At 64.8% G+C, this 25,855-nt stretch carries 15 protein-coding genes; 7 read left to right on the top strand and 8 right to left on the bottom strand.

Annotation, left to right across the window (positions count from 1 at the left end):
* Positions 1 to 47 precede the first annotated feature (47 nt).
* Both KJB29_RS17110 and KJB29_RS17105 read left to right on the top strand, forming a co-directional pair.
* Entirely contained in the window at positions 48 to 1,859 is a 1,812-nt protein-coding gene (locus tag KJB29_RS17110) for an autotransporter assembly complex protein TamA (RefSeq protein ID WP_215735551.1), read from the top strand.
* Positions 1,856 to 5,989 (top strand): translocation/assembly module TamB domain-containing protein, encoded by a 4,134-nt coding sequence (locus KJB29_RS17105; protein ID WP_215735550.1) that lies wholly within the window; start codon positions 1,856 to 1,858, stop codon positions 5,987 to 5,989. Before KJB29_RS17110 ends, KJB29_RS17105 begins: the two co-directional genes overlap by 4 nt.
* Positions 5,990 to 6,114: 125 nt before the next feature.
* Here the strand turns inward: KJB29_RS17105 and KJB29_RS17100 are convergent, their stop codons facing one another.
* From KJB29_RS17100 to KJB29_RS17090, 3 genes are all read right to left on the bottom strand, one after another.
* Positions 6,115 to 7,854: a sensor histidine kinase gene (locus tag KJB29_RS17100; protein WP_215735549.1), complete on the bottom strand. Its 1,740-nt coding sequence runs from the start codon at positions 7,852 to 7,854 to the stop codon at positions 6,115 to 6,117.
* A 110-nt stretch (positions 7,855 to 7,964) separates the two neighbouring features.
* Positions 7,965 to 10,172, bottom strand: coding sequence for a sensor histidine kinase (locus tag KJB29_RS17095; protein ID WP_215735548.1), 2,208 nt, complete (start codon positions 10,170 to 10,172; stop codon positions 7,965 to 7,967).
* Complete coding sequence (locus KJB29_RS17090; RefSeq protein ID WP_215735547.1) at positions 10,169 to 11,134, bottom strand: PfkB family carbohydrate kinase; 966 nt, start codon at positions 11,132 to 11,134, stop codon at positions 10,169 to 10,171. Before KJB29_RS17090 ends, KJB29_RS17095 begins: the two co-directional genes overlap by 4 nt.
* Before the next feature lie 135 nt (positions 11,135 to 11,269).
* Here KJB29_RS17090 and KJB29_RS17085 point away from each other — a divergent pair, with 135 nt between their 5' ends.
* Positions 11,270 to 11,644, top strand: a complete 375-nt coding sequence (locus KJB29_RS17085) for a sll1863 family stress response protein (protein ID WP_215735546.1) — start codon at positions 11,270 to 11,272, stop codon at positions 11,642 to 11,644.
* Positions 11,645 to 11,650: 6 nt separating this feature from the next.
* Here the strand turns inward: KJB29_RS17085 and KJB29_RS17080 are convergent, their stop codons facing one another.
* Positions 11,651 to 12,277: an HAD family hydrolase gene (locus KJB29_RS17080; RefSeq protein ID WP_215735545.1), complete on the bottom strand. Its 627-nt coding sequence runs from the start codon at positions 12,275 to 12,277 to the stop codon at positions 11,651 to 11,653.
* Between the two features lie 239 nt (positions 12,278 to 12,516).
* Positions 12,517 to 13,692: a bacteriohopanetetrol glucosamine biosynthesis glycosyltransferase HpnI gene (gene hpnI / locus KJB29_RS17075; RefSeq protein ID WP_215735544.1), complete on the bottom strand. Its 1,176-nt coding sequence runs from the start codon at positions 13,690 to 13,692 to the stop codon at positions 12,517 to 12,519.
* Positions 13,693 to 13,850: 158 nt separating this feature from the next.
* Between hpnI and KJB29_RS17070 the strand changes: the two genes are divergently transcribed.
* Both KJB29_RS17070 and KJB29_RS17065 read left to right on the top strand, forming a co-directional pair.
* On the top strand, positions 13,851 to 16,013 hold the full coding sequence (locus KJB29_RS17070) for a HEAT repeat domain-containing protein (RefSeq protein ID WP_215735543.1): 2,163 nt from the start codon (positions 13,851 to 13,853) through the stop codon (positions 16,011 to 16,013).
* Positions 16,010 to 17,128 (top strand): HD-GYP domain-containing protein, encoded by a 1,119-nt coding sequence (locus tag KJB29_RS17065; RefSeq protein WP_215735542.1) that lies wholly within the window; start codon positions 16,010 to 16,012, stop codon positions 17,126 to 17,128. Before KJB29_RS17070 ends, KJB29_RS17065 begins: the two co-directional genes overlap by 4 nt.
* Here the strand turns inward: KJB29_RS17065 and KJB29_RS17060 are convergent.
* From KJB29_RS17060 to KJB29_RS17050, 3 genes are all read right to left on the bottom strand, one after another.
* Positions 17,085 to 19,034 (bottom strand): SpoIIE family protein phosphatase, encoded by a 1,950-nt coding sequence (locus KJB29_RS17060; protein ID WP_215735541.1) that lies wholly within the window; start codon positions 19,032 to 19,034, stop codon positions 17,085 to 17,087. The two genes, KJB29_RS17065 and KJB29_RS17060, sit on opposite strands and share 44 nt — an antisense overlap.
* 81 nt (positions 19,035 to 19,115) lie before the next feature.
* On the bottom strand, positions 19,116 to 19,778 hold the full coding sequence (gene mnmM / locus KJB29_RS17055; RefSeq protein ID WP_246561838.1) for a tRNA 5-(aminomethyl)-2-thiouridylate-methyltransferase MnmM: 663 nt from the start codon (positions 19,776 to 19,778) through the stop codon (positions 19,116 to 19,118).
* Between the two features lie 10 nt (positions 19,779 to 19,788).
* The gene (locus tag KJB29_RS17050; RefSeq protein WP_215735540.1) at positions 19,789 to 22,509 is read right to left on the bottom strand and encodes an MMPL family transporter; all 2,721 of its coding nucleotides are present in this window, start codon (positions 22,507 to 22,509) and stop codon (positions 19,789 to 19,791) included.
* 232 nt (positions 22,510 to 22,741) lie between these two features.
* Between KJB29_RS17050 and shc the strand changes: the two genes are divergently transcribed.
* Positions 22,742 to 24,781: a squalene--hopene cyclase gene (gene shc, locus KJB29_RS17045; protein WP_004513984.1), complete on the top strand. Its 2,040-nt coding sequence runs from the start codon at positions 22,742 to 22,744 to the stop codon at positions 24,779 to 24,781.
* Positions 24,782 to 24,859: 78 nt separating this feature from the next.
* On the top strand, positions 24,860 to 25,846 hold the full coding sequence (gene hpnA / locus KJB29_RS17040; protein ID WP_004513983.1) for a hopanoid-associated sugar epimerase: 987 nt from the start codon (positions 24,860 to 24,862) through the stop codon (positions 25,844 to 25,846).
* The last annotated feature ends 9 nt before the right edge of the window (positions 25,847 to 25,855 follow it).

The raw sequence follows: 25,855 nt of genomic DNA, 5'->3' as shown, positions 1-25,855 counted from the left end.
AGCCGGTACACTTGTGACCGGAAACCACCACCCGGGACAGGACAACAATGGCCATCCAAGCGCCTCCCCCCATATCAACCACCCGCTTCCGGAATATCTTCGTCCGCGCAGGGTTAGCGCCTGCCGTGTTCCTCTGGATTCTGCTCGGCGGCGCTCTCCTCCTCCGCGCCGCGGAACCGGTGGAAACGGTGGTGGAAGGGGTTGAGGGGGAGGCCCTGGAAAACGTGAAGAAGGCCCTCGCCCTCCCCTACGGCCTCGTGCGGGACGGGAAAGTGGACACCCAGTGGCTGGAGCGCTTCGCGGGCCAGGCCCAGGAACGGGTCCGGTCGGCCCTGGAGCCCTTCGGCTACTACCGGGCGCGGATCACCACCTCCCTGGTGGAAACCCCGGAGGGGAACTACCGCCTCAAGGCCGACATCGACCCCGGCCCCCCGGTTATCGTATCCAGCGTCCAGGTTACCCTGGCCGGCGCGGGGAGCGCCAACAAGACCCTGACGGGGCTGACCGGCCAATTCCCCCTCCATACCGGCGATCTCCTCGTCCAGCCCAACTACGAGGAGGCCAAGGGGGTCCTTCGCTCCAAGGCCCTGGCCCTCGGCTACCTGGATGCCGCATTCTCCACCCACGAGATCCGCATCTCCCCCGACCGGACCAAGGCCGACATCCGGCTCGTCCTCGACACGGGCACCCTCTACCGCTTCGGCGAGGTGACCATCACCGGGGCACCTAGCTATCCCGACGAATTCCTCCGCCGCTACGTCGCCATCAAGCCGGGCCGCCCCTTCTCCTATGCCCGGCTGGGCGAAACCCAGCTCAACTTCACCAATACCGAGCGTTTCGCCGAGGTGATCGTCACCCCCGACCGGGAACACGCCCACGACCACCAGGTTCCCGTGACCATCACCCTCAAGCCCGGCCACACCCAACGGCTGCAGCCGGGGATTGGCTACGGCACCGACACCGGGGCTCGGGGTTCCCTCACCTATCGTCACCTGAACGTCCTGGGCCTGGGGCACGAGTTCCAATCCCAGCTCTATCTCTCGGAGCGCCTCCAGGGGATCGCCGCCAACTATGTCATCCCGTCGCCCCGGGATACCCGGACCTACTCCGCGCTGCAGCTCAACCTTCAGAAGGAGGATGTGAGCACCTACATAAGCCGCCTTGCGGCCCTGGAAGGGAGCGTGAACCGGAGCATGGGAAGGGGAAAGCTCGGCACCATCTTCCTGCGGGTCCACCAGGAGGGGTTCACCATTGCCGGCGAGGACTCCAGCTCCCTCCTGGTCCTGCCGGGCATCCGCTACTCCGAGCACCGCTTCGACAACCTGGTCCGCCCCACCAGGGGGTATCGCTTCATGGTCGAGGGAAGCGGCACCCACCAGTACCTGGGGTCAGACACGGGGCTCATCCAGGTTCGGGCCGAGGGGAGCGCCATCGTCCCGCTCCCCTGGCGCCTCTCCCTCCTCAGCCGGGTCGCAGGGGGGCTCACCTTCCTCAACGACCCCCTGGCCGAGTTGCCGGCATCGCTGCGGTTTTTCGCCGGCGGCGACCGGAGCGTGCGGGGCTACTCCTACAAATCCCTGGGCCCCCGAAACGCTTCGGGGGAAGTGATCGGCGGCCGGAACCTGCTTGAAGGAAGCATCGAGCTCCAGCGGGCCCTTTTCACCAACTGGGGGGTCTCCCTCTTCTACGACGCGGGAAACGCCTTCAACGATCTCACCAAAATCCGCCTCTACCAGGGGGCGGGGTTCGGCATCCACTACTATACCCTCGTGGGCGCCATCAACCTCTACGTGGCCCGGCAGATCGGCGTCGACAATCCGGCCTTCCGCATCCACCTGACCATAGGGTTCGAGCTGTGAAACGGATTGCCGCTTACCTTCTCGTGGTGCTGATTCTGGGAGTCCTCCTGGCCGGGGGATTCGCGGCCCGCTGGCTCCTGGGGACACCGGAGGGTGCCCGGTGGCTCCTGGCGGCCATATCGCACCTGACCCCCCTGACAATCACGGCACGGCAGGTGGAAGGAAGGGCGGGGCGCGACTTGCGCCTCGGGGGGGTACGCGCGGCATGGCCCACGGGGTATCTGGAGGCGGAGCGGTTGCGGTTCCGGTGGCACCCCCTGCTCCTCCTCACCGGCACCGTGGCAGTAAGGGAGCTCTCCCTGGACCGGGTCCTGATCCAGGACAACGCCCCTCCGAGCACCGCCGCGCCGGACCTCGCCTGGCCCACCGTCACCGGCGTCGGCGCCCGCATCGACGGCTTCGTGGACGAACTGGGGATCACGGGACTCCGCTACCGGCGCAGGACCGGGCCGATACAGGACGTGGGGGACCTGTCCGCACGCGTCACCTGGCACGACCGGACCCTTACCGTCGGCAGGCTCTCCGCCCGAGCCCCCGCCGGCGCCATGACCGGCCAGGTGGTGGCGGCCTTTGAACGGCCGGCCCTGGGGGCCGACCTTACCGCTGTCACGGCTGATGCGATTGCCGGGTTCCGCCGCTTCACCCTGGCGACGCGGCTGACGCCGGCCCGCGCCCCGGAGCAGATGGCGGGCACCCTCTCCCTCATGGCCGCCGACGGGGCAAAGCGGTCGGCAACACTGGCGGGGAAGGTGGGGATGACCCGCACCGGCTTCACCCTCCACGCTCTCCGCCTCGCCGAAGGGGGGAGGCGCGGCACCGTCACCGCCGACGGGACCGTAACCCTCACGGCCGGAGACCCGGTGGCGGATCTGCGGGCCACGCTCGAATCCCTCGACCTGGCCCCCGAGACGGGAACCGCCACGGCCATCTCCGGCACCGTGGCCCTTGCCGGAACCTGGCGGGACTACCGGGGGCACGTCGATCTGGCCAATGCCGGCAAGGGGTGGCGAACCGCCCGGCTGGGCGCAGCAGTGAAGGGGACCGACCGGGGAATGGTGCTCTCCTCCCTGGCCGGGAACCTCCTGGGGGGAACGGTGAGCGGAGCCTTGAACCTCGGGTGGGACAAAGGGTTCGCCCTCTCCGGCTCCCTGCGGGGGCGGGGCCTCGACCCAGCCCGGATCACCCCCGGCTGGGACGGCGCGGTAAATCTGGACATCAGCGGCGGCGCCCGCTGGGCCGGCACCCCCCTCCCCTCGGGGACGGTGAACCTCACCCTGCGGGAGAGCCGCCTGCGGGGACACCCCCTCACCGGCGCCCTGGACACCCGCTCCGACGGCAGCGACCTGCAGGTCAGGGAGCTCGCCCTCCACGGCAAGGGGTTCGACCTGGAGGCCCAAGGGGCGCTCCGGGAACGGATCGGCTTCACGGCCGACATCACCGACCTGGGGGGTCTTGTCCCTGACACCCGCGGGCGCCTCGCCCTCGAAGGGTGGACCCGCTACCGCAACGACCGGCTGGCCGGCAGCATCACGGGCACGGGATCGGGACTCGGCACCGGCACCCTCACCGTCGCCTCCGCCGACGTGGCCGCAAGCCTCGCCGACGACGCAACGGAAACCCTCGCCGCCCGCCTCCGCCTGACCGGGGTCAGCGCCGGAACGCTCCGGGCCGACACCGCCGCCATCACTGCGGCAGGCAGCCTCGCGCGGCACACCGTCGAGGGAGACATCCGCTCCGGCGCCTACTCCGCCGCCGCAACCTTCGCCGGCGGTTATGCCGACGGGAGCTGGCGCGGCCGGATTACCCGCCTCGCGGCCCGGGACCCTGCGGGACCGGTGCACCTGACAGCCCCGGCAGACCTGGCCGTCACCTCCGCCGCAATCACCCTCGGCCCCCTCGTTCTGGCGGGCACCGGGGGCGAACGGCTGGAACTGGCGGCGGACCTTGGCCGCAAGACGCTCCTGGGGACCGTCCGGGGAAGCTGGCAGGAGCTTGACCTGGCCCACGCCGCCCCCTGGCTCCCCCGGGAGTTCCACCTTGCGGGACGACTTTCGGGGAACGCCACGGCCCACCTGCTGCCGGACAATCGCATGGATCTCGCGGGGCGCGGAAGTCTCGCCGCTGGCGCCTTCCGGTGGGCCGGAGCCGACGGGGGCATAAACGCCACCGGCGCCCACGGGGAGGTTTCCCTCTCCTGGCGGGGAGGGGTCGGGAAAGGCGCCCGACTCCGGACCGATGACCGGCTGATATTCACCGGCGACGCCACGGCCCAGGCTGCGGTTACGGCAGGGGGGCAGGAGATTGCCGTCCCGAAACTGGCCCTCGCCCTCCAGGGGGGACCGGAGGGGATGGAGACGCGGCTCGACCTGGAGAGTGCCGACGGCGGGACGCTGCAGGCCCGCTTCTCCTCCCGGGGGGCGGCCCGCTTTGCCGTGCCCGAGCGGGGCGAGTTCACCGCTTCGTGGAAAGGGCTCGATCTGGCCCTGGCCCGGCCATGGCTTCCGAAGGGGGTGGACCTCTCGGGCCGCCTTGCCGGAGAGGCCGGGGGAAGCCTCCTCCCCGGCTCCCGCATCGACGCCCGGGGGACGGCAGCGGTCAGCCAGGGAACCGTCCGCCGGCACGACGGGGTGCGGGAGTACGCGGTCCACTTGCGGCAGGCCGACGCCTCCTGGAACTGGCGCGACACGGCTCTGGCCGGGAACCTCTCCTTGACTCTCGCCGAGTATGGGGAGGCCAAAGGGACCTTCCGGCTCCCGTTGGCGGCCCGCATCCCGACCTCCCTCGATCCCCGGGGACCGGTCCAGGCCACCCTCACCGGGGAACTCCGGGAGCGGGGCGTTCTCGCCCTCCTCTTCCCGGGATTGGTCCAGGAGAGCCACGGCACGCTCCGGCTCGACCTCGGCGTCGACGGCACGTGGCAGGCCCCCCGCCTCGGCGGCACCTTCGCCCTGGCCGATGCCGGCGCCTACCTTCCGCCGGCTGGGATCCGCCTCGACGGCGTCGCCCTCAACGGCCGCCTCGCCGGCAACGAGATCACCATCGAATCTCTCAAGACCAAGTCGGGTGCCGGCTCCCTCACCGCCACCGCCGTGATCGGGCTTGACCGGTGGCGCGTTGCCAGCTACCGGGGAACCGTGACCGGCGACCGGTTCCAGACGGTCAACATCCCCGAGGTCCAGATGCTCGCCACCCCGAAGCTCACCTTCGAGGGGACTCCGGCCAAGGTGGCGGTCCGGGGTGAGATCACCGTCCCCGAGCTCCTCGTCACCGCAGCGGGGACCGGCGGCCCCGTCAAATCAAGCCCCGACGTGGTTCTGGAGGGCGCGCCCCCCCACGAAGAGACAGAGTTTCCCCTGGCCCTCGACATCAGGATCGGGGTGACCCTCGGCGACCGGGTGATCGTCAAGACGGAAGGAATCGATGCCCAGCTCGGGGGTAGCGTGGACCTGGCGATCCTGTGCCCCGACCGGGTAACGAGCACCGGCGCCATCAGGGTAATCAAAGGGCACTACAGCACCTACGGGGTAAAGCTGGAGATCGTGCGGGGAAGGGTCTTCTACGCCGGGGGGCCCATCGACCGGCCGACCCTCGACTTTCTGGCGCTGCGCACCGAGGGGGACGTGAAGGCGGGGGTCACGGTGACCGGTACCGCGGATCAGCCGGTGGTCAAGCTCTACTCGGAGCCGGCGATGCCCGACACGGAGATCCTCTCCTACATCGTCCTGGGGCGTCCCCTGAGCGGGGACCAGGGAGATACCGGCCTCCTGATGAAGGCGGCCGGGGCACTCCTGTCGGCGGGACAGTCGGTCTCCCTGCAGGACCAGTTGAGGCAGCGGATAGGAATCGACGTGCTCGACGTCTCCGGGGCAAAGGGGACGTCCTACGGAGGATACCGCAAGATTGCCGTCGCCCCCGGCGGTACGGCGGCATCAACGGCGGGAATCGGGGAAACGATGGTGACGGTGGGGAAATATCTGACCCCCGATCTCTACCTGAGCTACGGGAGGTCCCTCTTCAGCGAGCGGAATCAGGTGGTCCTCCGCTACCGGCTCATGAAACAGCTGGAGATCGAAACCCAAGCCGGCACCGAACTGGGGGCGGACATCACCTACCGGATCGACTTCGATTAACCGGGGAAAGGCCTGAATAACACGGAGCAACGGAGCACACGGAGAAAAACAAAAAACTCAATGCCCGCTGATTTTCAATAAATTCAATTCTCAGATTTTTCTCCGTTGCTCCGTTGCTCCGTGTTTCAAGTATTTTTTTCATCGTGGACGGTGAAGAAGAACGTAGTCCCCTCGCCCGGTTCGCTTTCGGCCCAGACCCGCCCCCCGTGCCGCTCGATGATCCGCTGGACCGTGGCGAGGCCGATGCCGGTCCCCTCGAATCCCTCGGCCGCGTGGAGACGATGGAAGGGGAGGAAGAGCTTGTCTGCGTACTGCATGTCGAACCCCACCCCGTTGTCCCTCACGTAGAAGACCTGTTCCTCCCCGTCAGTGCGGGAGCCCACCTCGATGCGAGCAGCGGGATTGCGGGAGCTAAACTTCCATGCGTTATGGATGATGTTTGCCAGGACCGCCCCCAGTAGTGACGGATCGCCCGTGGCCCGGAGTCCCGGCGCGATGACGAACTCCACGTTCCGCTCCGGCTGGCTCCGGGTGAGGTCGTCGGCGATCTCCCCGGCCAGGGTGGTCAGATCCACCGGAACCCGCCTCAGCTCGTCCCGGTTGACACGGGAGAGTCCCAGCAGGTCGTCGATCAGCTCCCCCATGCGGTTGGCGGCACCGCCGATCCGCTGCAGGTATTCCTTCCCCTCCTGGTCAAGCCGTTCGGCGTAATCCTGCTGGAGAATGGAGCTGAATCCGTGGATTCCCCTCAAGGGGGTGCGGAGGTCGTGGGACACCGTATAGCAGAAGGTTTCCATCTCTCGCAGGGATTGCTCCAGCTCCTCGGTCCGCTCCCTGACCCGCTGCTCAAGCTCGGAATTGAGGGTCCGGATCTGCTCCTCCGTCCGCTTCCGCTCGGTGATATCCTGCGCCATCCCGCGATAGCCGGCAAAGTCACCATCGGCATTGTAATAGGGTACACCATTTGTCTCCAGCACCATTAGCCGGCCATCCTTATGCCGATAGGGGCATTCCAGTCCGTGGATCCGCTCTCTCCTCGCACTGATTCCGGCCCAGTAATCCTTGATGCGGAGGGCTTTCTCCGGAGGCATCAAGTCGAACGGAGTTTTCCCGAGTACCTCTTCCGCCTTGTAACCAAGCAAAGCCTTCACCTGGGGGCTGGCATACGTGTAGACAGTGTCAGCATCGATTTCCCATATCCAGTTGCTGGTGGATTCTATCAGGTTGGAGTGTCGCGTATCCTTTTCCTTCAGAATCCGTTGTGTTTTTTCAAAATAGATGATGATCAAACCTATTGCGATTGAGGTTGTCAGCACGCTCCCGAACAGAAACCCCCATGGGGCGATCCACTCTATTGGTCGCAGCAGCGGGTAATCGGCCTGGTGGATTCCCCAGACGATGAACAGCCCTCCCACGATGCGGCTCCCTATCCCGTAATGCCTGGCCTGCTTCAGAAATTGAATCCCGATATAAATATAGGCCAATGCCATGAAGGCGAAGAGCGGAATCACGGCCATCATGACCGGCATGCCCAGAAAAATGACAATAACGGTACAGAGAGCTGTAACTGCCGCAATCATGCCGGACCATCTCTCCGGCGGTTTGCCAATAAAAGCCCTGGTGCCTTTAATAAGAAAGACCGCACTGGCGATGAACATAAGGTAATTGGCTAGATGAAAAATTCCAACATCAGGCAGGACAACCGAGGCAATATTGAAGAGATACCTGAGTTCAAGCAGCACCCAGGAGATTACCCACAGCTTCATGAACCTCTCCCGGTAGGAGCAGTAGAGGTACACATTCACCAGCGTCAGGATGAATACGGAACATGCCACAGCCACAGTGGCCATGAGAATCCAGGACATTGTCAACCTCGGAAATCTGAAAACTCTGCAGCGGCAATTTGAACGTCAACAGCGTAGAAAGTTGAATTGAGCCTCTGGTTGCCAGGAGAATCGGCCAAGGGAAAGCCCGGTCAGGACACCGCGACGGTAAAGAAGAACGTGGCCCCCCTCCCCGGTTCGCTTTCGGCCCAGACCCGCCCCCCGTGCCGCTCGATGATCCGCTGGACCGTGGCGAGGCCGATGCCGGTCCCCTCGAATCCCTCGGCCGCGTGGAGACGATGGAAGGGGAGGAAGAGCTTGTCTGCGTACTGCATGTCGAACCCCACCCCGTTGTCCCTCACGTAGAAGACCTGTTCCTCCCCGTCAGTGCGGGAGCCCACCTCGATGCGAGCAGCGGGATTGCGGGAGCTGAACTTCCATGCGTTATGGATGATGTTTGCCAGGACCGCCCCCAGTAGTGACGGATCGCCCGTGGCCCGGAGTCCCGGCGCGATGACGAACTCCACGTTCCGCTCCGGCTGGCTCCGGGTGAGGTCGTCGGCGATCTCCCCGGCCAGGGTGGTCAGATCCACCGGAACCCGCCTCAGCTCGTCCCGGTTGACACGGGAGAGCTCCAGCAGGTCGTCGATCAGCTCACCCATGCGGTTGGCGGCGCCGCCGATCCGCTGCAGGTATTCTTTCCCCTCCTGGTCAAGGCAATCGGCGTAATCCTGCTGGAGGATCGAGCTGAATCCATGGATTCCCCTGAGGGGAGTACGGAGATCATGGGACACCGTATAGCAGAAGGTCTCCATCTCCTTCAAAGATTGCTGCAGCTCCTCGGTCCGCTCCCTGACCCGCTGCTCAAGCTGGGCGTTGAGGATCCGGACCTGTTCCTCCGTCCGTTTCCGCTCGGTGATATCCCTCACCAGCTCGATGCCGGCAACGATCCCGCCGGTGGCATCCCGCAGCGGCGAAGCGGAGACTTCCACAAAGACTGCGTTCCCCCCCGAAACGTTCCGGTTCTCCCGCGTGTGAACCTTGCCGTCGGCGAAGCATTGGGCCACGGGGCAGTCATCGCAGACATGGTTGTTGTGGCGGTAGGCCTCGTAGCAGAACTTCCCCACATGGTTCCCGCCGGTAATCTTCTGGTGTTTCTCGTTCTGGTAGAGGATGCGGAAATTCCGGTCCTGGATGCTGAGCCCGTCACCGAGGGCAGCGATGATGGCATCGGCCTTCTCCCGCTCATCCTCGGCCCGCGTAACGGCTCTCCGCAGCGACTCCTGTTTTTCCCTGAGGGAGATCATCATGGTGTTGAAGGCCGTTGCCAAGGTGCCGATCTCGTCGCCGGTCTCCACCGGAACCGTCCGCCCCCCCGCCTCGGGTTCGGCAGCCATTGCCTTGATATGGCCGGTCAGGCGCGAGAGGGGTGAAATCAGCCGCTGCATGGCATACCAGCTCACCAGGAGCATCAGGACAATCCCCAGCACCAGGGCGCTCACGAAATAGGCCCGCGCCCGGTAGAGGGACCCATAGGCCTCATCAAGTGGATAAACGATCCCCAAAAGCCAGTTGACAGCGTGAAGCCGCTTATAGGAAGCAAGGATCTGGACTCCGCTGGTGTTTACGGACTCGCCGCTCCCCTCGAAGCCGGCCATGGCCCGGTCGAAGAGCGGATTGAACCCCGGGGGAACCTGTTTCATGATGCGCGATATGTCCGGGTGGATGAGCCGTGTCCGGTTTTCGTCGATCAGTACGGCATAGCCGCTCTTGCCGATGGACAGCCGCCGGAGGTCCGTCAGGAAGTTCTCTCCCAGCAGATCCACATGGCCGGCCAGGATGGCGGTCATGCGCCCTTTGGCGTCAAAAAGCGGGAACGTCAGCATGACCGCCGGATGGCCCGGGGCATAGGTGGAAACAAACGGGGTGCTGATCTGGGGCTTTCCGGTCGCGACGGTCTTTTTGAAATAGTCCCGGAAGGAATAATCACGTCCCCGGATCTCGAGCTTTTGGGGGCTTTCGGTGAGGAGCTTCCCCTCGGGGGAGAATACGATCAGGGCATCGAAGAGGAGATGGAGGGTGGTCTTGTCGTCAAGGGCCTGCTGGAGTTTATCCTCATTCCGAAGCACTTCCTGAGTCAGCTTGGGGGCAAACGCCTGAAGGGATTTCTGGGCGAAGAGGAGTTTGCTGTCCAGATCATTGGCAAGGGAAGAGAGGAGCGCCTCCTGGTGGGTGGAGATACTCTCCTTGAATTTCTGCTGGAAGTAGGTGAGGGCGAAAAATCCGGTCACCGAGCCGAAACAGAGGAACAGGAGAGCGACTCCAACTGCCATGCGGGTCTTGAGACTGAGTTGTGTCACGGACTGACCTCTGTCTGTGGGTTCGGAAGCACCGTTATATTCCGCCGCGCCAGGAAGTCCGACACGTCGGGGAGACGGGGTATCCCCTGCTGGGCCCCCACCTGACGGCACTTCATGGCGGCCATGGCCGAGGCGAAGACGACCGTCTCCCGCACACTCCATCCCTGGAGGATGCCATAGCCGTAACCGCCGTGGAAGACGTCGCCGGCACCGGTGGTATCGACCGCATCCACCGTGAAGGCGGGGACGTGAAACGGCTCGTTTCCGCTCCAGGTGAGGCTTCCTGCCGCGCCAAGGGTCACGGTGACCACCGGCGCGCCGAGGTCGGCCGCCAGCCCCCTGAAATGCTCCGGCGTGCGATCCCACCCCAGGTCCAGGAAGAATTGCTCCGCCGCCACCACGTAATCGCACTGCCGGGTGATGTCGAGCATGCCGGGCCGCATCCGCCCCGCATCCACCATGACCGGGATGCCGAGGCTCCGCGCCCTTCCGGCGGCATGGAGCGAAGCGTCGGCCATGAGCCCGTCCAGGAGGAGGAGGGAGCTGCCGGCAAGGAAGGCATCGGGCACCTCACGGGGATCAAGGGGATCACCAGTGGGACGCCGCCAGACGATTGTCCGGCGGCCGCTCCCCCGTTCGATCATGATGAACGCCCGCTGTGATGCTCCCCCGCGCCTCGTGACCAGAAACGCCCCATCCACCCCCTCGGAATCGAGGGCCTGCCGGATCCGGCTGCCGGCATCGTCATCTCCCACCACACCCGCGAAGCGGCAGGGTATCCCGAGCCGCGCCAAGGCCACCAGCGCCGTGGCCGTGGGCCCGCCAGCCTGTTCCGCCCAGACCGCGGCTTCGGCCTTGCTGTCGGGGGACGGATAGGAATCGACCACCGCAAGGGTATCCCAGCAGCACTGTCCCAAGCCTGTCGCTACAATCGCACGCCCCCCGTTACGGCCAGTTCCCATGGTCTTCCAGTATCCCCATTACATCAATTGGCGTCCGTTAGTAAAACATCATTTGCATGGCGGCACCCTTGGCTTTACTATTAAACGGATGCAACCGGCACGGAGTGCCGGAATCCCGGAGCAAAGGAGTGCACCATGAGACCGTTTATTGTGGCAACCGCAGCCCTTTTGGCCCTTTCCATCCTTTATCCCCCCACGGTACCAGCCAGCGAAGAACAACCCGCACAGCAGGAAAAGAACGGCGGCGACACGGAGCGAAAGGCCTCGGAAATCGGCCGAAAGATCGACGAACTAGACGCAAAGATGAAGCAGGCTACGGAGGAGACCAAAGCAGCCTTCGCCCGGGAGATGGCCGATCTGCGCAAGCAGCAGGACGCCCTCCGCGAAAAGATGGAGGAGATGAAGGGGGCCAGCGGCAAAGCATGGAAAGAGATGAAAGCCGGAACGGAAAAGGCCCTCCATGAATTGCAGAAGTCATACGACCGGGCACGGGAGCGGTTCAGGGAGTAACTCCTTTCATGTTCCGAGCAGCTCGGCCAGTTCATCGAGGCTCTCCACGGCGATATCGGTCAGTTCCGGCCAACGGAAGTTCCCGCTCCGGTCCACGTGGACGGTGGCGGCGCCGGATGCCCGGCCGCTCTGGAGATCGAAGAGGTAGTCCCCAACCATCACCATGGACCTCCCCGTGGCCCCCCACCGAGTAGAGAGGATGGCGAGGCCCTGGGGATCAGGCTTCGGCTGGGCATCATGGCGCCCCAGGACATCGTCCGGCGCGAAACGCCCCCCGACGCCGATGGTTTCCAGCACCCGCAGGGCAATCTCCCGGGTGTTGCGGGTCACGATCCCGAGACTCTTCCCCCGGCGGTGGAGCGTCTCCACGAGGCGCACCGCCCCTGCCGCCGGCTCTGCCCGGGCTGCCAGACATTCCTCGATCTCGTCGAGCCGCTGGTGAAGGCGCCGCGCCTCCTCGTTGGGAAGCGACTCGATATGCCCCAGGATATCGGTCCCATCCGGGATGCCGAGATCGGCCCGGATGGCCGCGAAGTCATGGACCGGCACGGTCAGGGTGCCATCGAGGTCAAATACCCAGTGGGGCCGTGCCATGATCTCGGCAATACTGGCCATGGACGTGCGGTGCTCCATCGTCTCTCCTTTTTGCGCCGCCGTGCGCTCTATCGATCCATAGTACCAAACCACGGCGCAAAAAAAGAAGTTAAACGCACATAATTATAATAGTTATAACTTTAAGCACAATCTGTGCCGTCCAGGAGCCATGCCGCTCACGGGAAAGGTCGCCGGCGCCGGCGCAGTTTCGCGATGGACAGGGGATGAGCCGGAAGTTGGTTTCCTGCACGGACCTGAAAGCATTTTCCTCACAGATTTTACTCCGTTGCTCCGTTGCTCCGTGTTTCAAATGTTTTTGGCAATTCAACGATCTTGCCGCCGGGAAGAAGCCGGAACAGGTTCCCCCGCCAGCGGACACGGTTTCCCGCGAAGGAGAGGGCCCAGGTGGCGAAGGCGAGGAAGTCCCGCAGGGGAAGGAGCCAGAGCCAGCGGGGAAAGATGCCGTCCTTCACGTAACAGCGGCTGAAGGCCATGGCAACGGCGGCGCGGACGAGGTAGAGGAGGAGCACGGCCCCCCAGCCGGCGCCGGACAATCCGGAAAGGGCCAGCGCCAGGCAGGCCATGGGAAAGGATTGGGTGATGCCGGAGCCGAGGTAGCCACCGGGGCGCGAGACCCGCATGGTGCGCGACCAGCGGAGCTGGCGGGAGAGGACCGTGGCCAGATCCTCCCGGTGCATGACGCTCTCCACGAAGCAGTCGGAGAGTTCCAGCCGCCACCCCGCCTTGTGAACCTTGTTGCCGAGCTGGTAGTCGTCGGCCAGGTAATCGGCCAGGGCAGGAAAGCCGCCGATGGACTCCAGGGCTTCCCGGCGCACCGCCATGGAGGCCCCCAGGGCAAAGGAGAGCCCTTCCAGCTTCATGGCCACCATGACGTTGGGAATCATCTCCACCGTGAATCCCATGGCCTCCACGGCCGTGGCGGCGCCCGCCACGCCGGGGCTGCGGTAGAGGGAGGTCACGAGCCCCACCTGTTGGTCGGCGAAGGGGGCCGCCACCTCCCGGAGGTAGTCGGGGGATACCCGGATGTCGCTGTCGCAGACGATGAGGAGCTCGTGCTTCGCCCTGGGGAAGGCGTTGATCAGGTTCGAAACCTTGTGGTTGGGGCCATAGAGGGTGGCGTCCACCACCAGATCCATGTCGATGGCGGGAAACTCCGCCATGAGCCGCCCGATGACCGGGATAACCGGATCGGCGGCATCGGCGCAGGCAAAGATGATCTGGACCGGGGCCGGGTACTCCTGGCGGCAGAAGGAGGCGAAGTTGTCGAAGCTCCCCGCGTCCATCCCCTTTACCGGTTTGAGGATCGAGATGGGGGGCGTGTGCCCCGGTGCGGGGCGCCGGCGGCCGAAGTAGGACCGGGCGCAGCCGAGGGAAATGACGCCGTAGGCAAGGGGAGGGAGGATGCAGAGAAACGGGAGCACCGTGGTGAGCATAATGCCGGAAACCTCGCGGGATTGTTCTTGCGCCTATTTACCCCTGTTCGCGGAGCCATTGCAACGCAAAACTCGTCCAGACCGGGGTTTGCCTCTTGCGAAAACGGCTCGCCGTGAACTACTATCGGCCTGACCGTTCACAAACAGGAAACAGCCCGATGACACTCCCCCATGCCGACATCGACATAGAGATGCTCTCGACACTGGTCATCGAGATGAACATCCTCCGCCGCCACGTGACCGCCTACCCGGCGGGCCACCCGGTCACCCGGGACGCGGCCGTGAAGGTGGCCAGCCTCCTGAATCGGCTCCTGGCCGGGACCGAGAGCGTTACCCTCGGCATCGCCAGGGACACGATCCTGTTCGGCGACCACCCCCTCGACCGCAGAAACCCCGTCTACCGCGATTTCGCCCGGGCACTCTCCGACCGGGGGGTCGTTGCCCTCACCTGCCACCGTCACCTGGACGCCGACGAACTTCTCCGGTTTGGGGCACTTCTCTCGCGAAGCCGCGATGAGATCGGCGCCGGCGGCGGGATCGAAGCGGTCGCCCGGGCGGAAGGGCTGACACGCCTGGAGGTGCGGGGGGTCAACTATGACCTCTTCAGGGTCACCGAGGAAGAGGAGCTCACGGGCCAGCCGGAAGGGGGGAGCGGTTCGGCGTCCCTCTGGGAGCAGTTCGTCAGGGGGCTTCTGGACGGGACCATCGATCCCTTGGGCGATGCGACAGCGAAGCGCCCTCCCCTCGACCCGCTCCTTCTGGCACAGGTGCTGAACGGCCACGCCTTCGGCGACCAGAGAGGTCCGGACACAGCCTATGACGCGGTGATCGCGTCCTTCATGCGCCGCATGGACCGGGATTCCGACGGAGAGCAGACGGCCCGGGAGTGCGCCGAACGGTTCGGGACCCTCGTGGAGTCCCTCACCCCGGAGCGGCGCCATCAATTCCTCGGCAAAGCCTTCACCTCCCTGGCCGAACGCCCGGACGCGGCCCGCCGGCTCGTGGCATCCGTGGATGACGGCATCATCCTCGACACCATCGCGGACCTGAACGACCGCAACGTCGCCATTCCCCCGATCATCCTGAACCTCTGCCGGAAACTCGGCGCATCCCAAAACGACAGTGCACCCCCCCTCTCCCGGACAGAGGCCCTGCGGGTGGGGCACAGGCTCGGCACCGTGCTCCGGGAGGGAAATTTCGATCAGTACATCCCCGACGCCTACCAGGGGAATCTCGAGCAGATCGTTGCCGCCGGAAAGATCGCCTCGGGGCTTGCCGAGTCAGGGGACCTGAAGGCACTGCTCCAGGGGGAAAACCATGAGGCAAAGGTGGGGGCCATCATCCTCGAAGTCCTGGAATCAGACCCCGAGGGAGAAACCTTCGGCATGGAGGAAAGCCTCGGCGAACTCTGCGCGTACTATCTGGACGCGGGCGATTTCACAGCCCTCAGGGCCGTCTGCGACCATCTCCCCTCCCCGGGAGAAGCGCCGTCAACACCACTTCAGCAGCGGCTTCTGACATCAATCGCGACACCATCCTTCACGACCCCGCTGATGGCTGCCCCGGTCGTGTGGGGAAAAGAGCGTTATGACGACATCCGCGCTGTCATCACCCGCATCGGCTTTCCCTGCGTGGCGCCTCTCCTTGACCGGCTGGCCGAAGAGGAAAGCATGTCGCTTCGGCGCTACTACGTGGCGTGCCTCCTGTCGCTGGGACAAGCAGCCTATGGGGAAGTCGTGGCGCGGCTGGACGACGGGCGCTGGTTCTATGTCCGCAATCTCGTGGCGATTCTGCGGGGGCTCAACGACCCCGCCGCTATCCACCCCCTGCACCGCCTTCTGAACCACCCGCACCCCCGGGTGCGCCAGGAGACCCTCCGGACCCTGGTCCATTTCCGGGACCCCGAGGGAGAACGGATGCTCCTGCGGGAACTGGGGAGCGGAAACCGTGAAACGCTCCTGACCGCCATCCAGCTCGCGGACCGCAGCCGCAGCCCTAGGGTACGGGAGCGGCTGCTGGTGCTCCTGCACAAGGGGGGGATTACCGGCCCCGATTTCGACGTTCGCTGCGCCGTGGTCAGGGCACTAGCCGAAACGGGGGACCCGGCGGTGCTCCCCGACCTGGCACGCATCCTCCGCTCCCGGAGCATCCTCCGCACCGCCTCCGTGACGCGCCTCAAGGTCGAGATTGCCCGATCCCTCGCCCGGTATCCCGCCACGGACGCGCTTTCCCTTGCCCGGGAAGCGGCCGCTTCGGGGGTACCCGAGCTGGAGCAGGCCGCCCGGCAAACACTGCGGACCATGACAGGGAGGCGTCCATGAACCGGAGTGCCCTGGAACCGCTGCGCAACGCCGTGCGGCACCTGGTAACCGCCGTCTCCAGCGCGGCCCTCTACTCCTTTGACCACCAGCAGGTGACGCGGCTGCGGGCCGTAACCCTTGACAACCTGACGACCACTCTGCAGGAGGAGCCCGACATCTCCCTCGTCATCATCGGCGACGAGCTTCTTGCAGGGGGAGTCCCCCTCGATACGGGCCTCTACGTGGGGAGGTTCGTGGAAATGCTGCGGGCGCGGGGAATAGGACACATCCGGTTTCTCCAGGGGATCACCGGGGAGGAGCTGTCATCGCTGGCTGCCTCCCTCGGAGGAGGGCAAAAGGGGGGAGAGATCCGGTCAACGGAGCATATCCGTCTCGGCAGGGTGGAGGTGCGCTTCAACCGGTCCGGTGAGGGAGACGAGAAGGATCCCCTCGCCGATTTCACGACCGAGGAGGTCACCCGCATAACCGAGCTCTACGAGGATGTCGCCCGCAACCGGAAACTGCGGGCCGCCGGCATCGCCGACGTGGTCGGGGGGATCATCACGGCCCTGCGGGAGCAGGCCCGCCCCCTCATGGCCCTGGCCCCCCTGCGCGACTTGGACGAATACACCTTCGCCCACTCGGTCAACGTCTGCATTCTCAACCTTGCCCAGGCCATGTCACTGGGGATCGACGGGCCGCTCCTGCAGGAGATCGGCATTGCCGGCCTCCTCCACGACATCGGCAAGATGTTCGTCCCGCGGGAGATCCTCACCAAGCCGGCGCAGCTCACCGAGGACGAATGGCGCATCATGCGCCGCCATCCCCACCAGGGGGCCCGCTGCCTCATCGAAACGCCCGGAGTGCCCCATCTGGCAGCGGTGGCGGCCTTCGAGCACCACATGAAGCATGACTTCTCCGGCTATCCGGAAGTGCCCCCCGGCTGGAGCCAGAGCCTCGTCAGTGAGATGACCTCCATCTCCGACTTTTTCGACGCGCTTCGTACCCGCCGGGCCTACAGCGACTCCGTGGAACTGCGCCAGATCGCCGGCATGCTCCTTGACCGGCGGGGGCGGGAGTTCCATCCTCTCCTCACCCGCAACTTTCTCCTGATCCTGAGCCGGATGATGGCGTGATTTTCACCGCCACCGTGCAGATGTCGTCCGCAGGGGGCCTGCCGCCGGTGAATGCGGCCAGTTCCGACAGCACGGCCTCGATGACCGCCTCGGGTTCCTCGCCGTGGAGCGAAGCCAGGAGGGCACTGAGGCGGCCGATCCCGAAAAGCTCTCCGCTGCCGTTATCGGACTCGGTGATCCCGTCGGTGTAGAGGAGCAGGATATCTCCCGGCGCCAGCCGCACCTCCCGCTCCTCGAACGTCACCTGGGGTTTTACCCCGAGGATGAGCCCATCCGCGTCCAGTTCCAGACACCTCCCCTCGGCCCGCCGGTAGAGGAGCGGCGGGTTGTGCCCCGCGCTGGCGTAGGTGAGGATGCCCGATGTCGGCCGGTAGGAGGCGTAGAACATGGTGGTGAAGAGCTCCGCCCGGGTGAGGTCTTCGTAGAGGTTCTCATTGAGGGATCTGACGATGGCGGCAGGGGAACCGCCGGAACGGGCCTGGGTACGGATAACGCTCCGGGCCTCGGTCATGATGAGGGCCGCGCCGACACTGTGGCCCGAGACGTCGGCGATGACCGTGTCGAAGGAGCCGTCGTCCCGGGGGAAGAAGTCATAGTAGTCTCCCCCCACATGGGCCGCGGGAACCCACCGCCCGGCGCAACGGACTCCCGTGACGACCGGAGGGGCCGACGGCAGGAGCGCCCCCTGGATCTGCCGCGCCAGCTCCATGTCGCAGGACATGCGGGCATTCTCCAGAAGTGCCTCCTGGGCACGCTTGCGCTCGGTCACGTCCTCCTTGATGGCGACATAGTGGCGAACCACTCCCGCCTCATCCACCACGGGGGTAATGGTCTGGGCCTCGGGGTAGAGGGAACCGTCCTTGCGGCGGTTGATCATCTCGCCGCGCCAGACCTTTCCGGCCCGGATCGTCTCCCAGAGATCCCGGTAAAACTCCTCGCCGTGGACCCCCGACTTGAGGATGCCGAGACCGCGGCCGGCGATTTCCTCCAGGGTGTAGCCGGTAAGATTCGTGAAGGCGGGATTGACCCAGATGACCCGCCCGCCGGGATCGCTGATGACAATGGCGTTCGCCGCGGCATTCAGCGCGGCGCTCCGGAGCCCCAACTCGATTTCGGCGGTCTTGCGGGCGGTGATGTCCGCGATGAGGCCGTCGTAGGCCGCGAGCCCACCTAACTCGTCATAGCGGGGAACGATGGTGTTGCGAACCCAGCGGATGGAGCCGTCCTTGTGGATGATCCGATGCTCCATGGAGGGGATGTCTTCACCCTCCAGCAACTGCTGCGTCTGCTCCGTCACCCGCTGCTTGTCCTCTTCGTGGATCATCCGGTACCAGAGGAACGGATCCCCCTTGAACTCTTCGGGGCCATAGCCGGTGACCGCCGCGCAGCCGGGACCGTGGTATGTTGCCACAACGTTCCCCCCACGGACCTCCACCGTATAGATGTAGTCGGTAACCGCCGCCACGAGCCGGCGATAGCGGAGTTCGCTGGTCAGGAGCGCCTCCTCCGCCTCCCGTTTCTTCCGGCGCAGCTCCGCCTCCTTCAACTCCCGCTGGATGGCGGGGACGAGCCGCGAAATGTTCCCCTTAATGAAATAGTCGTTGGCCCCCGCCCTCATGGCCCCCACCGCCGTATCTTCGCCGATCTTCCCCGAAACGATGATGAAGGGGGCGTCAAAACCGCTCTGGCGCCAGATATTGAGGGCATCAATCCCGCTGAAGCGGGGAAGCACGTAGTCGGAAAGAGCGATGTCCCACTGCCGGCCGGCAATGGCCTCCATCATGGCCTCAGGGGTCTCGACCCGCACGTACTCGGGCTCGTACCCCCCTTTCCTGAGTTCGAGGAGAATCAGAAGGGCATCGTCTTCGGAATCTTCGATGATCAGGACGCGGAGCGGAGTTGCCATAGGGTTCCTCGATGAAAAAAATGTCATGTTCATTGTACTACGGGAGGAGCCGCGGACAAGCGTCAACGGGAAAAGACGGGCCTACGCGGGAACCCGCTCGGCGATCAGGAGATAGGGAGCCGCTCCGGACCGGTTCCCCTGGCGGCAGTGCCAGACGTTGAACCGGCCGGGGGGAAGGGCCGCTGCCCAATCCTCGACGGCGGCCCCCTCGTCGGCGCCTCCGGGATGCCCTGTGTAGACCGCGACGGTTACGAGCCCCCCGGGGAGGAGGAGTGCCGCAGCCTGCTCCAGGCCGGCAATGGTGGTCTCGGGGGTGGTGACGGTCTCCCGGGGGGCACCGGGGAGAAAACCCAGATTGAAGACCACGGACCGGACCGGACCGGTGACCACCTCGGCAAGGCGCTCGTGACCGCCGTGAACGAGCGCGACCCGCTCACGGCAACCAGCCTCGGCGAGACGCTCTTCCGTGGCGGCCAGGGCCTTTGCCTGGACGTCGAAGGCCCACACCCGTCCTTGCGGCCCCACCAACTTCGCCAGGAAGAGGGTATCGTGGCCGTTGCCGCAGGTGGCGTCCACGGCCCGGTCACCCGGCCTCAGGCGCTCCCGGAGAAAGAAATGGGAAAGCTGCACCGCACCGGAAAGGCCCCGGGACCGGGGACCGGGGACCGGGGACCAGGAAAAGCCATCACCCCTTGAACCATCGTCTCTTCCCGAACCACCTCTGTTCATCGTCACCTCTGCCATCAGTTTGCCTCTAAACCCGGTCCCCGGTCCCTGGTCCCCGGTCCCGACCTTTAACCAGCGTCAAAACCGCCGGAAGAACCAGCACGAAGGCCGCCTGGCAGGCCACCATCCCGAGGCTCATGACCGCGCCGATGGAGAATACTCCCTGGTGGTGGGCCACCATGAGGGCGCCAAAGCTCGCCATGATGGTAAGGGTGTTGTAGACGACCCCCAGGCCGGTGCTGCCCGTGATGACCGAGGCGGCGTCGCCGTCCTCGCGGCGGAAACGGTTGATGATGTAGATGCCGGAGTCCACGGCGATGCCGAGGATGAGGGGCATGACGATGATGTTGGCGGAGTTGAAGCTGATCCCGAAAAGCCACATCCCCCCCACCATGAGAAGGATCCCCACCACGAGGGGAACGAGCCCCACGAGAGTGTAGATGACGCTCCGGAAGGTGACGAAGAGGATCACCACGATGGCGGCAAAGGCGTAGACAAAGGCCCGCAGGTAAGCGTCGCGCATGATGGTCATGGACTCGTAGACCATGACCGGTTCGCCGTTGGCCCGGGGTGCAACGCTCCGCACCTGGTCCAGGAAGCGTTTCAGGGGCTCCCGCTCGAAAATCTCCTCCTTGGGGGCCACCTGGAGGAGATATTTCCCGCTTTTCCCCACAAACAGTTTCCGAAGCTGGGGCGGAATATCCGCCTCGGTCACCGGGGTGACGGCGAGGCTGTCGGCAAACATCCCGATCTTCTCCGGGAAGGAGGCGAGCATTCCCCCCTGGAAGTCCCGCAGCATCCCGAGGGCGTTTTTGTCCTTCTCCTTTTCGAGGGTCGCAAAGAAACGGTCGAGGGTGGCCAGGAAGGCGCCGACCCGCTTTGCTTCGGGCTTCTGCTCCTTTTCCAGGTGAAGCTTCAGCCGCTCCACGGAGTTTCTGAAGTTCTCGAAGACCGTGGGGAGCTCCATGACCCGAAGGTCCTCCTCGTAGGGGGCGGGCTTCACGTCGGCCAGCTCGCGCCGCAGGGCCGCCAGCTCGGCAATCTTCGCCTCCTGGTCATCGGGGACAAAGGTGGCGAGGCTCACCACATGGTCAACGGCGGGGAGCGCTTCGAGGCGCCGGGTCAGCTCACGGGCCTCCGTGGCGGACGAGGCCACGACCTCGGCGAAGTAGCCCGAATTTTCCTTGCTCCGCATCAGCTTGTAGGCGTACTCCACCGGCTCCAGCCCCTTGGCCTGGAGATTCATGAGGTTGTAGTCGAACCGTGTCTGGACAAGGGGATAGATGGACGCGGCGCAGAGGACGAGGGTAATCCCTATGACCGTCTTCGGGTGGCCGAAAAGGAAACGCTCCAGGGCCTTCATCCGGGAGGAGCGGGCAAGAATGGTTGCGGCCCGGGCCTCCCGCTCCTCCTCCTTGCGCTTGCGGTACGGCGCCAGGAGCACCAGGACCGCCGGCAGGACCGTAAAGGTGGCCAGGACGCAGACGCAGACCCCCAGCGCCGCGATGACACCCAGCTCTGAGATCCCCTTGAAATCGGTGAAGACGAAGGTGAAAAAGGCCGCGGCAATGGTGGAGGCGGCCATAACGATGGCCCAAATGTTGCGGTTGAGCCCCGTACTGATGGCCTCCAATTCGCCTTCGCCGAGCCCCAGCTCCTCCTGGTAGCGGAGCACCACCTGGATGCCGTACTCGATGCCAATGCCGATCAGCATGATGGCAAAAACCATGGAGAGGATGTTCAGGTGCCCCACCACCAGAGTCGCCAGGCCGAAGGAGACACAGAGCGCCACGATGAGGGTCACCATGGCCGCCATGACGTTCAGGAACCCACGGAATGCCAGGAGGAGAAGCACCACCGTGAGGGCCAGGGAGAGGACTGTGGCAATGGTGATGTCCCGCTCGCTGGTGGCCATCTCCTCGTATTCGAGGACCGGGGTCCCGGTGAGCCCCACGGTCACCCCGGCAAACTCGGGGAGCGCCCTGAGGGTCTTGACCTCCCTGCGTACCGCCCCGATGGCCTCCACGGCCGGGACAAAGCTCCCGGGGTCCTTCACCGGCCGCACCGTCAGGATCTGCATCCGGCCGGCCCGGGCCAGGGCCGAATCCCCCCCGAGGAATACCTCCTCCAGGGAGAATGAGCCCTTCTTTCCCCCGCCGAAGGCGTCAATGCCGGTGCCGAGCTTGTCGAGCATGAAGGTGATGCCGGCCAGCTCAGCCTCCCCCCCCTTCCCGCCACCGGCCACGTAGGCATCCATCCGGCCGGTCAGGTGGGTAAAGAGGGTCTGGACGGTGGGCGATGTTGCCAGCTCCTTGAGAACCGGCTTTGCCATGGTAAAGTTCTTCCGGAGGTTTCGGATATCCTCCAGAGGCATGAGGAGGAGGCCGTGCTCCTTGAAAAACGGCATCCCCCCGGGGAAAAAGACCTCACGGAACCGGGTCCGGTCCGCGGCCAGCTTCTCCTGGAGCCGTTCGCCGAAACGGGAGGCCGCGGCTGCGTCAGCGCTCTCGATGACGACCGCGATCTCTTCCCGGTCGCCGAACTCGGCCCGAATGGCTCGATAGTCCTGCTGAAAGGGGGCGTTCTTCGGCATCAGGTCGTCCCGGCCCGTGAGGAACTCCATCCGCTCCTTCGTGTAGATCACCGAGAGGACTGAAAGGAGGAGAGCAACCGCGAGAATCAGCCGCGGGTGGCGGGCAACGAACCCGAAAAGCCCGGTAAAGCGTTTCGTACCACTGTTCTTTTCCATATCGAATCGCATCCTTCATCTGTCGGTATCGGGCAAAACTCGCGAAGCGTACCATACCCCACCGGCAAAGACAATCTCCCCGCCCGAGCCGTCCCTTGTGCCCCATCGGCACGGGCAACACGGGAAAACTATGTTTTTTTTGTTAATTCTGTGCTAGAAGTACATGCTTATTTTTTCTCACTCATCCCGGCATCGGGAGAGAGTGTTCTGAGAATCAAGGAGCAGCATTTCGATGAAGATTTCCAAGCATCCCATTTCACACGCACTCACCTCCTTCAACGAAACAGCGAAAGAGACAAAAGAGGAGCCGCAGAAGAAACGGGGGGGCAAGGTCCACCACCTCCCCGCCTCCATCTGGAAAAAGCGGGACGTGGAAACCACGAGCCCCCTCGACCAGGCCATCAAACGGAGCCAGGAGTTCTTTTTGCGGGAGCAACTCCCCGCCGGGTACTGGTGGGCGGAGCTGGAGTCCAACGTCACCATCACCGCCGAGTACGTCATCCTCTTCCACTTCATGGGGCTGGTGAACCGGGACAAAGATCGGAAGATGGCTACCTATCTCCTCTCCAAGCAGACCGAGGAGGGGTGCTGGTGCATCTGGCACGGAGGGCCGGGCGACCTCTCCACCACCATCGAAGCATACTTCGCCCTGAAGCTGGCCGGCTACCCCGCCGACCATCCGGCCATGCAGAAGGCCCGCACGTTCATTCTCGGGAAAGGGGGCATCCTCAAGGCACGGGTCTTCACCAAGATCTTCCTGGCCCTCTTCGGCGAATTCTCCTGGCTGGGGGTCCCCTCCATGCCCATCGAGATGATGCTCCTTCCCAACGGCTTCACCTTCAACCTCTATGAGTTCTCCAGCTGGTCCCGGGCGACCATTATTCCGCTCTCCATCGTCATGGCCGAGCGGCCGGTGCGCAAGCTCCCCCCCTGGGCGAGGGTGCAGGAACTCTACGTGCGGCCGCCGCGCCCCATGGACTACACCTTCACCAAGGAAGACGGGATCCTTACCTGGAAGAACATCTTCATCGGCATCGACCATATCCTCAAGGTCTATGAGGCGAGCCCCATCCGCCCCGGCATGAAGAAGGCCATGGCCATTGCCGAACAGTGGGTGCTGGACCACCAGGAGCCCACCGGCGACTGGGGCGGCATCCAGCCGGCCATGCTCAACTCGGTTCTGGCCCTCCATTGCCTCGGCTACGCTAACGACCACCCGGCCGTTGCCAAGGGGCTTCAGGCCCTGGCCAACTTCTGCATCGAGAGCGACGACGAGATCGTCCTCCAATCCTGCATCTCGCCGGTATGGGACACGGCCCTGGCCCTCATGGCCATGGTCGACTCCGAAGTTCCCACCGATCACCCGGCCCTGGTGAAAGCCGCCCAGTGGCTCCTGGACCGGGAAGTCCGCAAGGTTGGCGACTGGAAAATCAAGGCCCCCAACCTGGAGCCGGGGGGATGGGCCTTCGAGTTCCAGAACGACTGGTACCCGGACGTGGACGACTCGGGGATCGTCATGATGGCCATCAAGGATGTGAAGGTGAAGGACTCGAAGGCCAAGGCGGAGGCGATCCAGCGCGGCATTGCCTGGTGCATCGGCATGCAGAGCAAGAACGGCGGCTGGGGAGCCTTCGACAAGGACAACACCAAGCATATCCTCAACAAGATTCCCTTCGCCGACCTGGAGGCCCTCATCGACCCCCCCACGGCGGATCTTACCGGCCGGATGCTGGAGTTGATGGGAACCTTCGGCTACCCCAAGGACCACCCGGCCGCGGTGCGGGCGCTCCAGTTCGTCAAGGAGAACCAGGAACCGGACGGCCCCTGGTGGGGACGCTGGGGGGTCAACTACATCTACGGCACCTGGTCGGTGCTCTGCGGCCTCAAGGCCTATGGCGAAGACATGGGACAGCCTTACGTCCGCAAGGCCGTTGAATGGCTCGCCGCCCACCAGAACCCCGACGGCGGCTGGGGTGAGTGCTGCGAATCCTACTGCGATCAGAAGCTGGCCGGCACCGGCCCAAGCACCGCCTCCCAGACGGGATGGGCACTCCTCTCCATGCTCGCCGCAGGCGACGTGGACCACCCGGCCGTGGCCCGGGGGATCCGGTACCTGATCGAGACCCAGCAACCCGATGGGACCTGGGACGAGGACCAGTTCACCGGAACCGGCTTCCCAAAATACTTCATGATCAAGTATCATATCTACCGGAACTGCTTTCCGCTCATGGCCATGGGACGCTACCGGGCGCTGAAGGGCCACAAGGGATAACCAGCCAGTCGCAGAAACGGGCACCTGCGTAGGGGCGGTTCAAGAACCGCCCCTACATCAGTTTTGATAGAAGGAACCATGAAGGTTTTCGTTACCGGCGCAACCGGCTTCATAGGCGCTAGCATAGCAAGGGAACTGCTGAAGGACGGCTGCCATGTCAGGGTTCTGGCCCGGCCCGGCTCCGACAGGCGCAATCTCGATGGCCTCGATGTGGAAGTGTGCGAGGGGGACCTCTGTTCCCCGGAATCCCTGGACCGGGGGGTCAAGGGGTGCGAGGTCCTCTACCACGCCGCGGCCGACTACCGCCTCTGGACCCGCAACCCCGCCGCCATGTACGCCGCCAACGTGGAGGGAACCCGCCACGTCCTGGACGCGGCCCTGCGGCACGGGGTATCCCGGGTCGTCTACACGAGCAGCGTCGGGACCCTGGGAAATCCCGGCGACGGCACCCCCGGCACGGAAGCCACCCCCGTCACCTTCGCCGACATGGTGGGGGACTACAAGAAAAGCAAATTTCTGGCGGAACGGGAGGCTGAGACGTTCCTGGCCCGGGGACTCCCCCTGGTCATCGTGAATCCCTCGACCCCGGTGGGCCCCCACGACGTGAAACCGACTCCCACCGGAAAGATCATCGTCGATTTCCTCAACCGCGCCATGCCCGCCTACCTGGACACGGGGCTCAACATCATCGACGTTGAGGACTGCGCCCAGGGACACATCCTGGCGGCTCAGCACGGCAGAATCGGCGAGAAGTACATCCTCGGCCACGAGAATCTGACGTTGCGGCAGATATTCTCTCTCCTCGAAACGGTTACGGGACTCGCAGCGCCGAAGGTGCGCCTCCCCTACTTACCTATCCTCGCAGCCGCCTACGCAAACGAGGCCCTGTCGCGGATCACCGGCAGGGAGCCCCTCATCCCGCTGGCAGGGGTGCAGATGGCCAGAAAATTCATGTATTTCGATTCGTCCAAGGCGGTGAAGGAACTGGGGCTTCCCCAGCGCCCGGCCGTCGAAGCCCTGGGGCGTGCGGTGGAATGGTTCCGCGCCAACGGATATGTACGGTAAATATGGAGG

Source organism: Geobacter grbiciae, from assembly GCF_018531165.1.
GTDB classification, from domain to species: domain Bacteria; phylum Desulfobacterota; class Desulfuromonadia; order Geobacterales; family Geobacteraceae; genus Geobacter; species Geobacter metallireducens.
Note: the sequence above shows the minus strand (reverse complement) of the source record. Positions and strands in the feature narration are given on the sequence as shown.

Bases quoted from the DNA above. Each gene is read 5' to 3' on its own strand.
- KJB29_RS17110 (WP_215735551.1), top strand. From the start codon at position 48: ATGGCCATCCAAGCGCCTCCCCCCATATCAACCACCCGCTTCCGGAAT.
- KJB29_RS17100 (WP_215735549.1), bottom strand. From the start codon at position 7,854: ATGTCCTGGATTCTCATGGCCACTGTGGCTGTGGCATGTTCCGTATTC.
- KJB29_RS17090 (WP_215735547.1), bottom strand. From the start codon at position 11,134: ATGGGAACTGGCCGTAACGGGGGGCGTGCGATTGTAGCGACAGGCTTG.
- KJB29_RS17085 (WP_215735546.1), top strand. From the start codon at position 11,270: ATGAGACCGTTTATTGTGGCAACCGCAGCCCTTTTGGCCCTTTCCATC.
- KJB29_RS17080 (WP_215735545.1), bottom strand. From the start codon at position 12,277: ATGGAGCACCGCACGTCCATGGCCAGTATTGCCGAGATCATGGCACGG.
- hpnI (WP_215735544.1), bottom strand. From the start codon at position 13,692: ATGCTCACCACGGTGCTCCCGTTTCTCTGCATCCTCCCTCCCCTTGCC.
- KJB29_RS17070 (WP_215735543.1), top strand. From the start codon at position 13,851: ATGACACTCCCCCATGCCGACATCGACATAGAGATGCTCTCGACACTG.
- KJB29_RS17065 (WP_215735542.1), top strand. From the start codon at position 16,010: ATGAACCGGAGTGCCCTGGAACCGCTGCGCAACGCCGTGCGGCACCTG.
- KJB29_RS17060 (WP_215735541.1), bottom strand. From the start codon at position 19,034: ATGGCAACTCCGCTCCGCGTCCTGATCATCGAAGATTCCGAAGACGAT.
- mnmM (WP_246561838.1), bottom strand. From the start codon at position 19,778: ATGGCAGAGGTGACGATGAACAGAGGTGGTTCGGGAAGAGACGATGGT.
- KJB29_RS17050 (WP_215735540.1), bottom strand. From the start codon at position 22,509: ATGGAAAAGAACAGTGGTACGAAACGCTTTACCGGGCTTTTCGGGTTC.
- shc (WP_004513984.1), top strand. From the start codon at position 22,742: ATGAAGATTTCCAAGCATCCCATTTCACACGCACTCACCTCCTTCAAC.
- hpnA (WP_004513983.1), top strand. From the start codon at position 24,860: ATGAAGGTTTTCGTTACCGGCGCAACCGGCTTCATAGGCGCTAGCATA.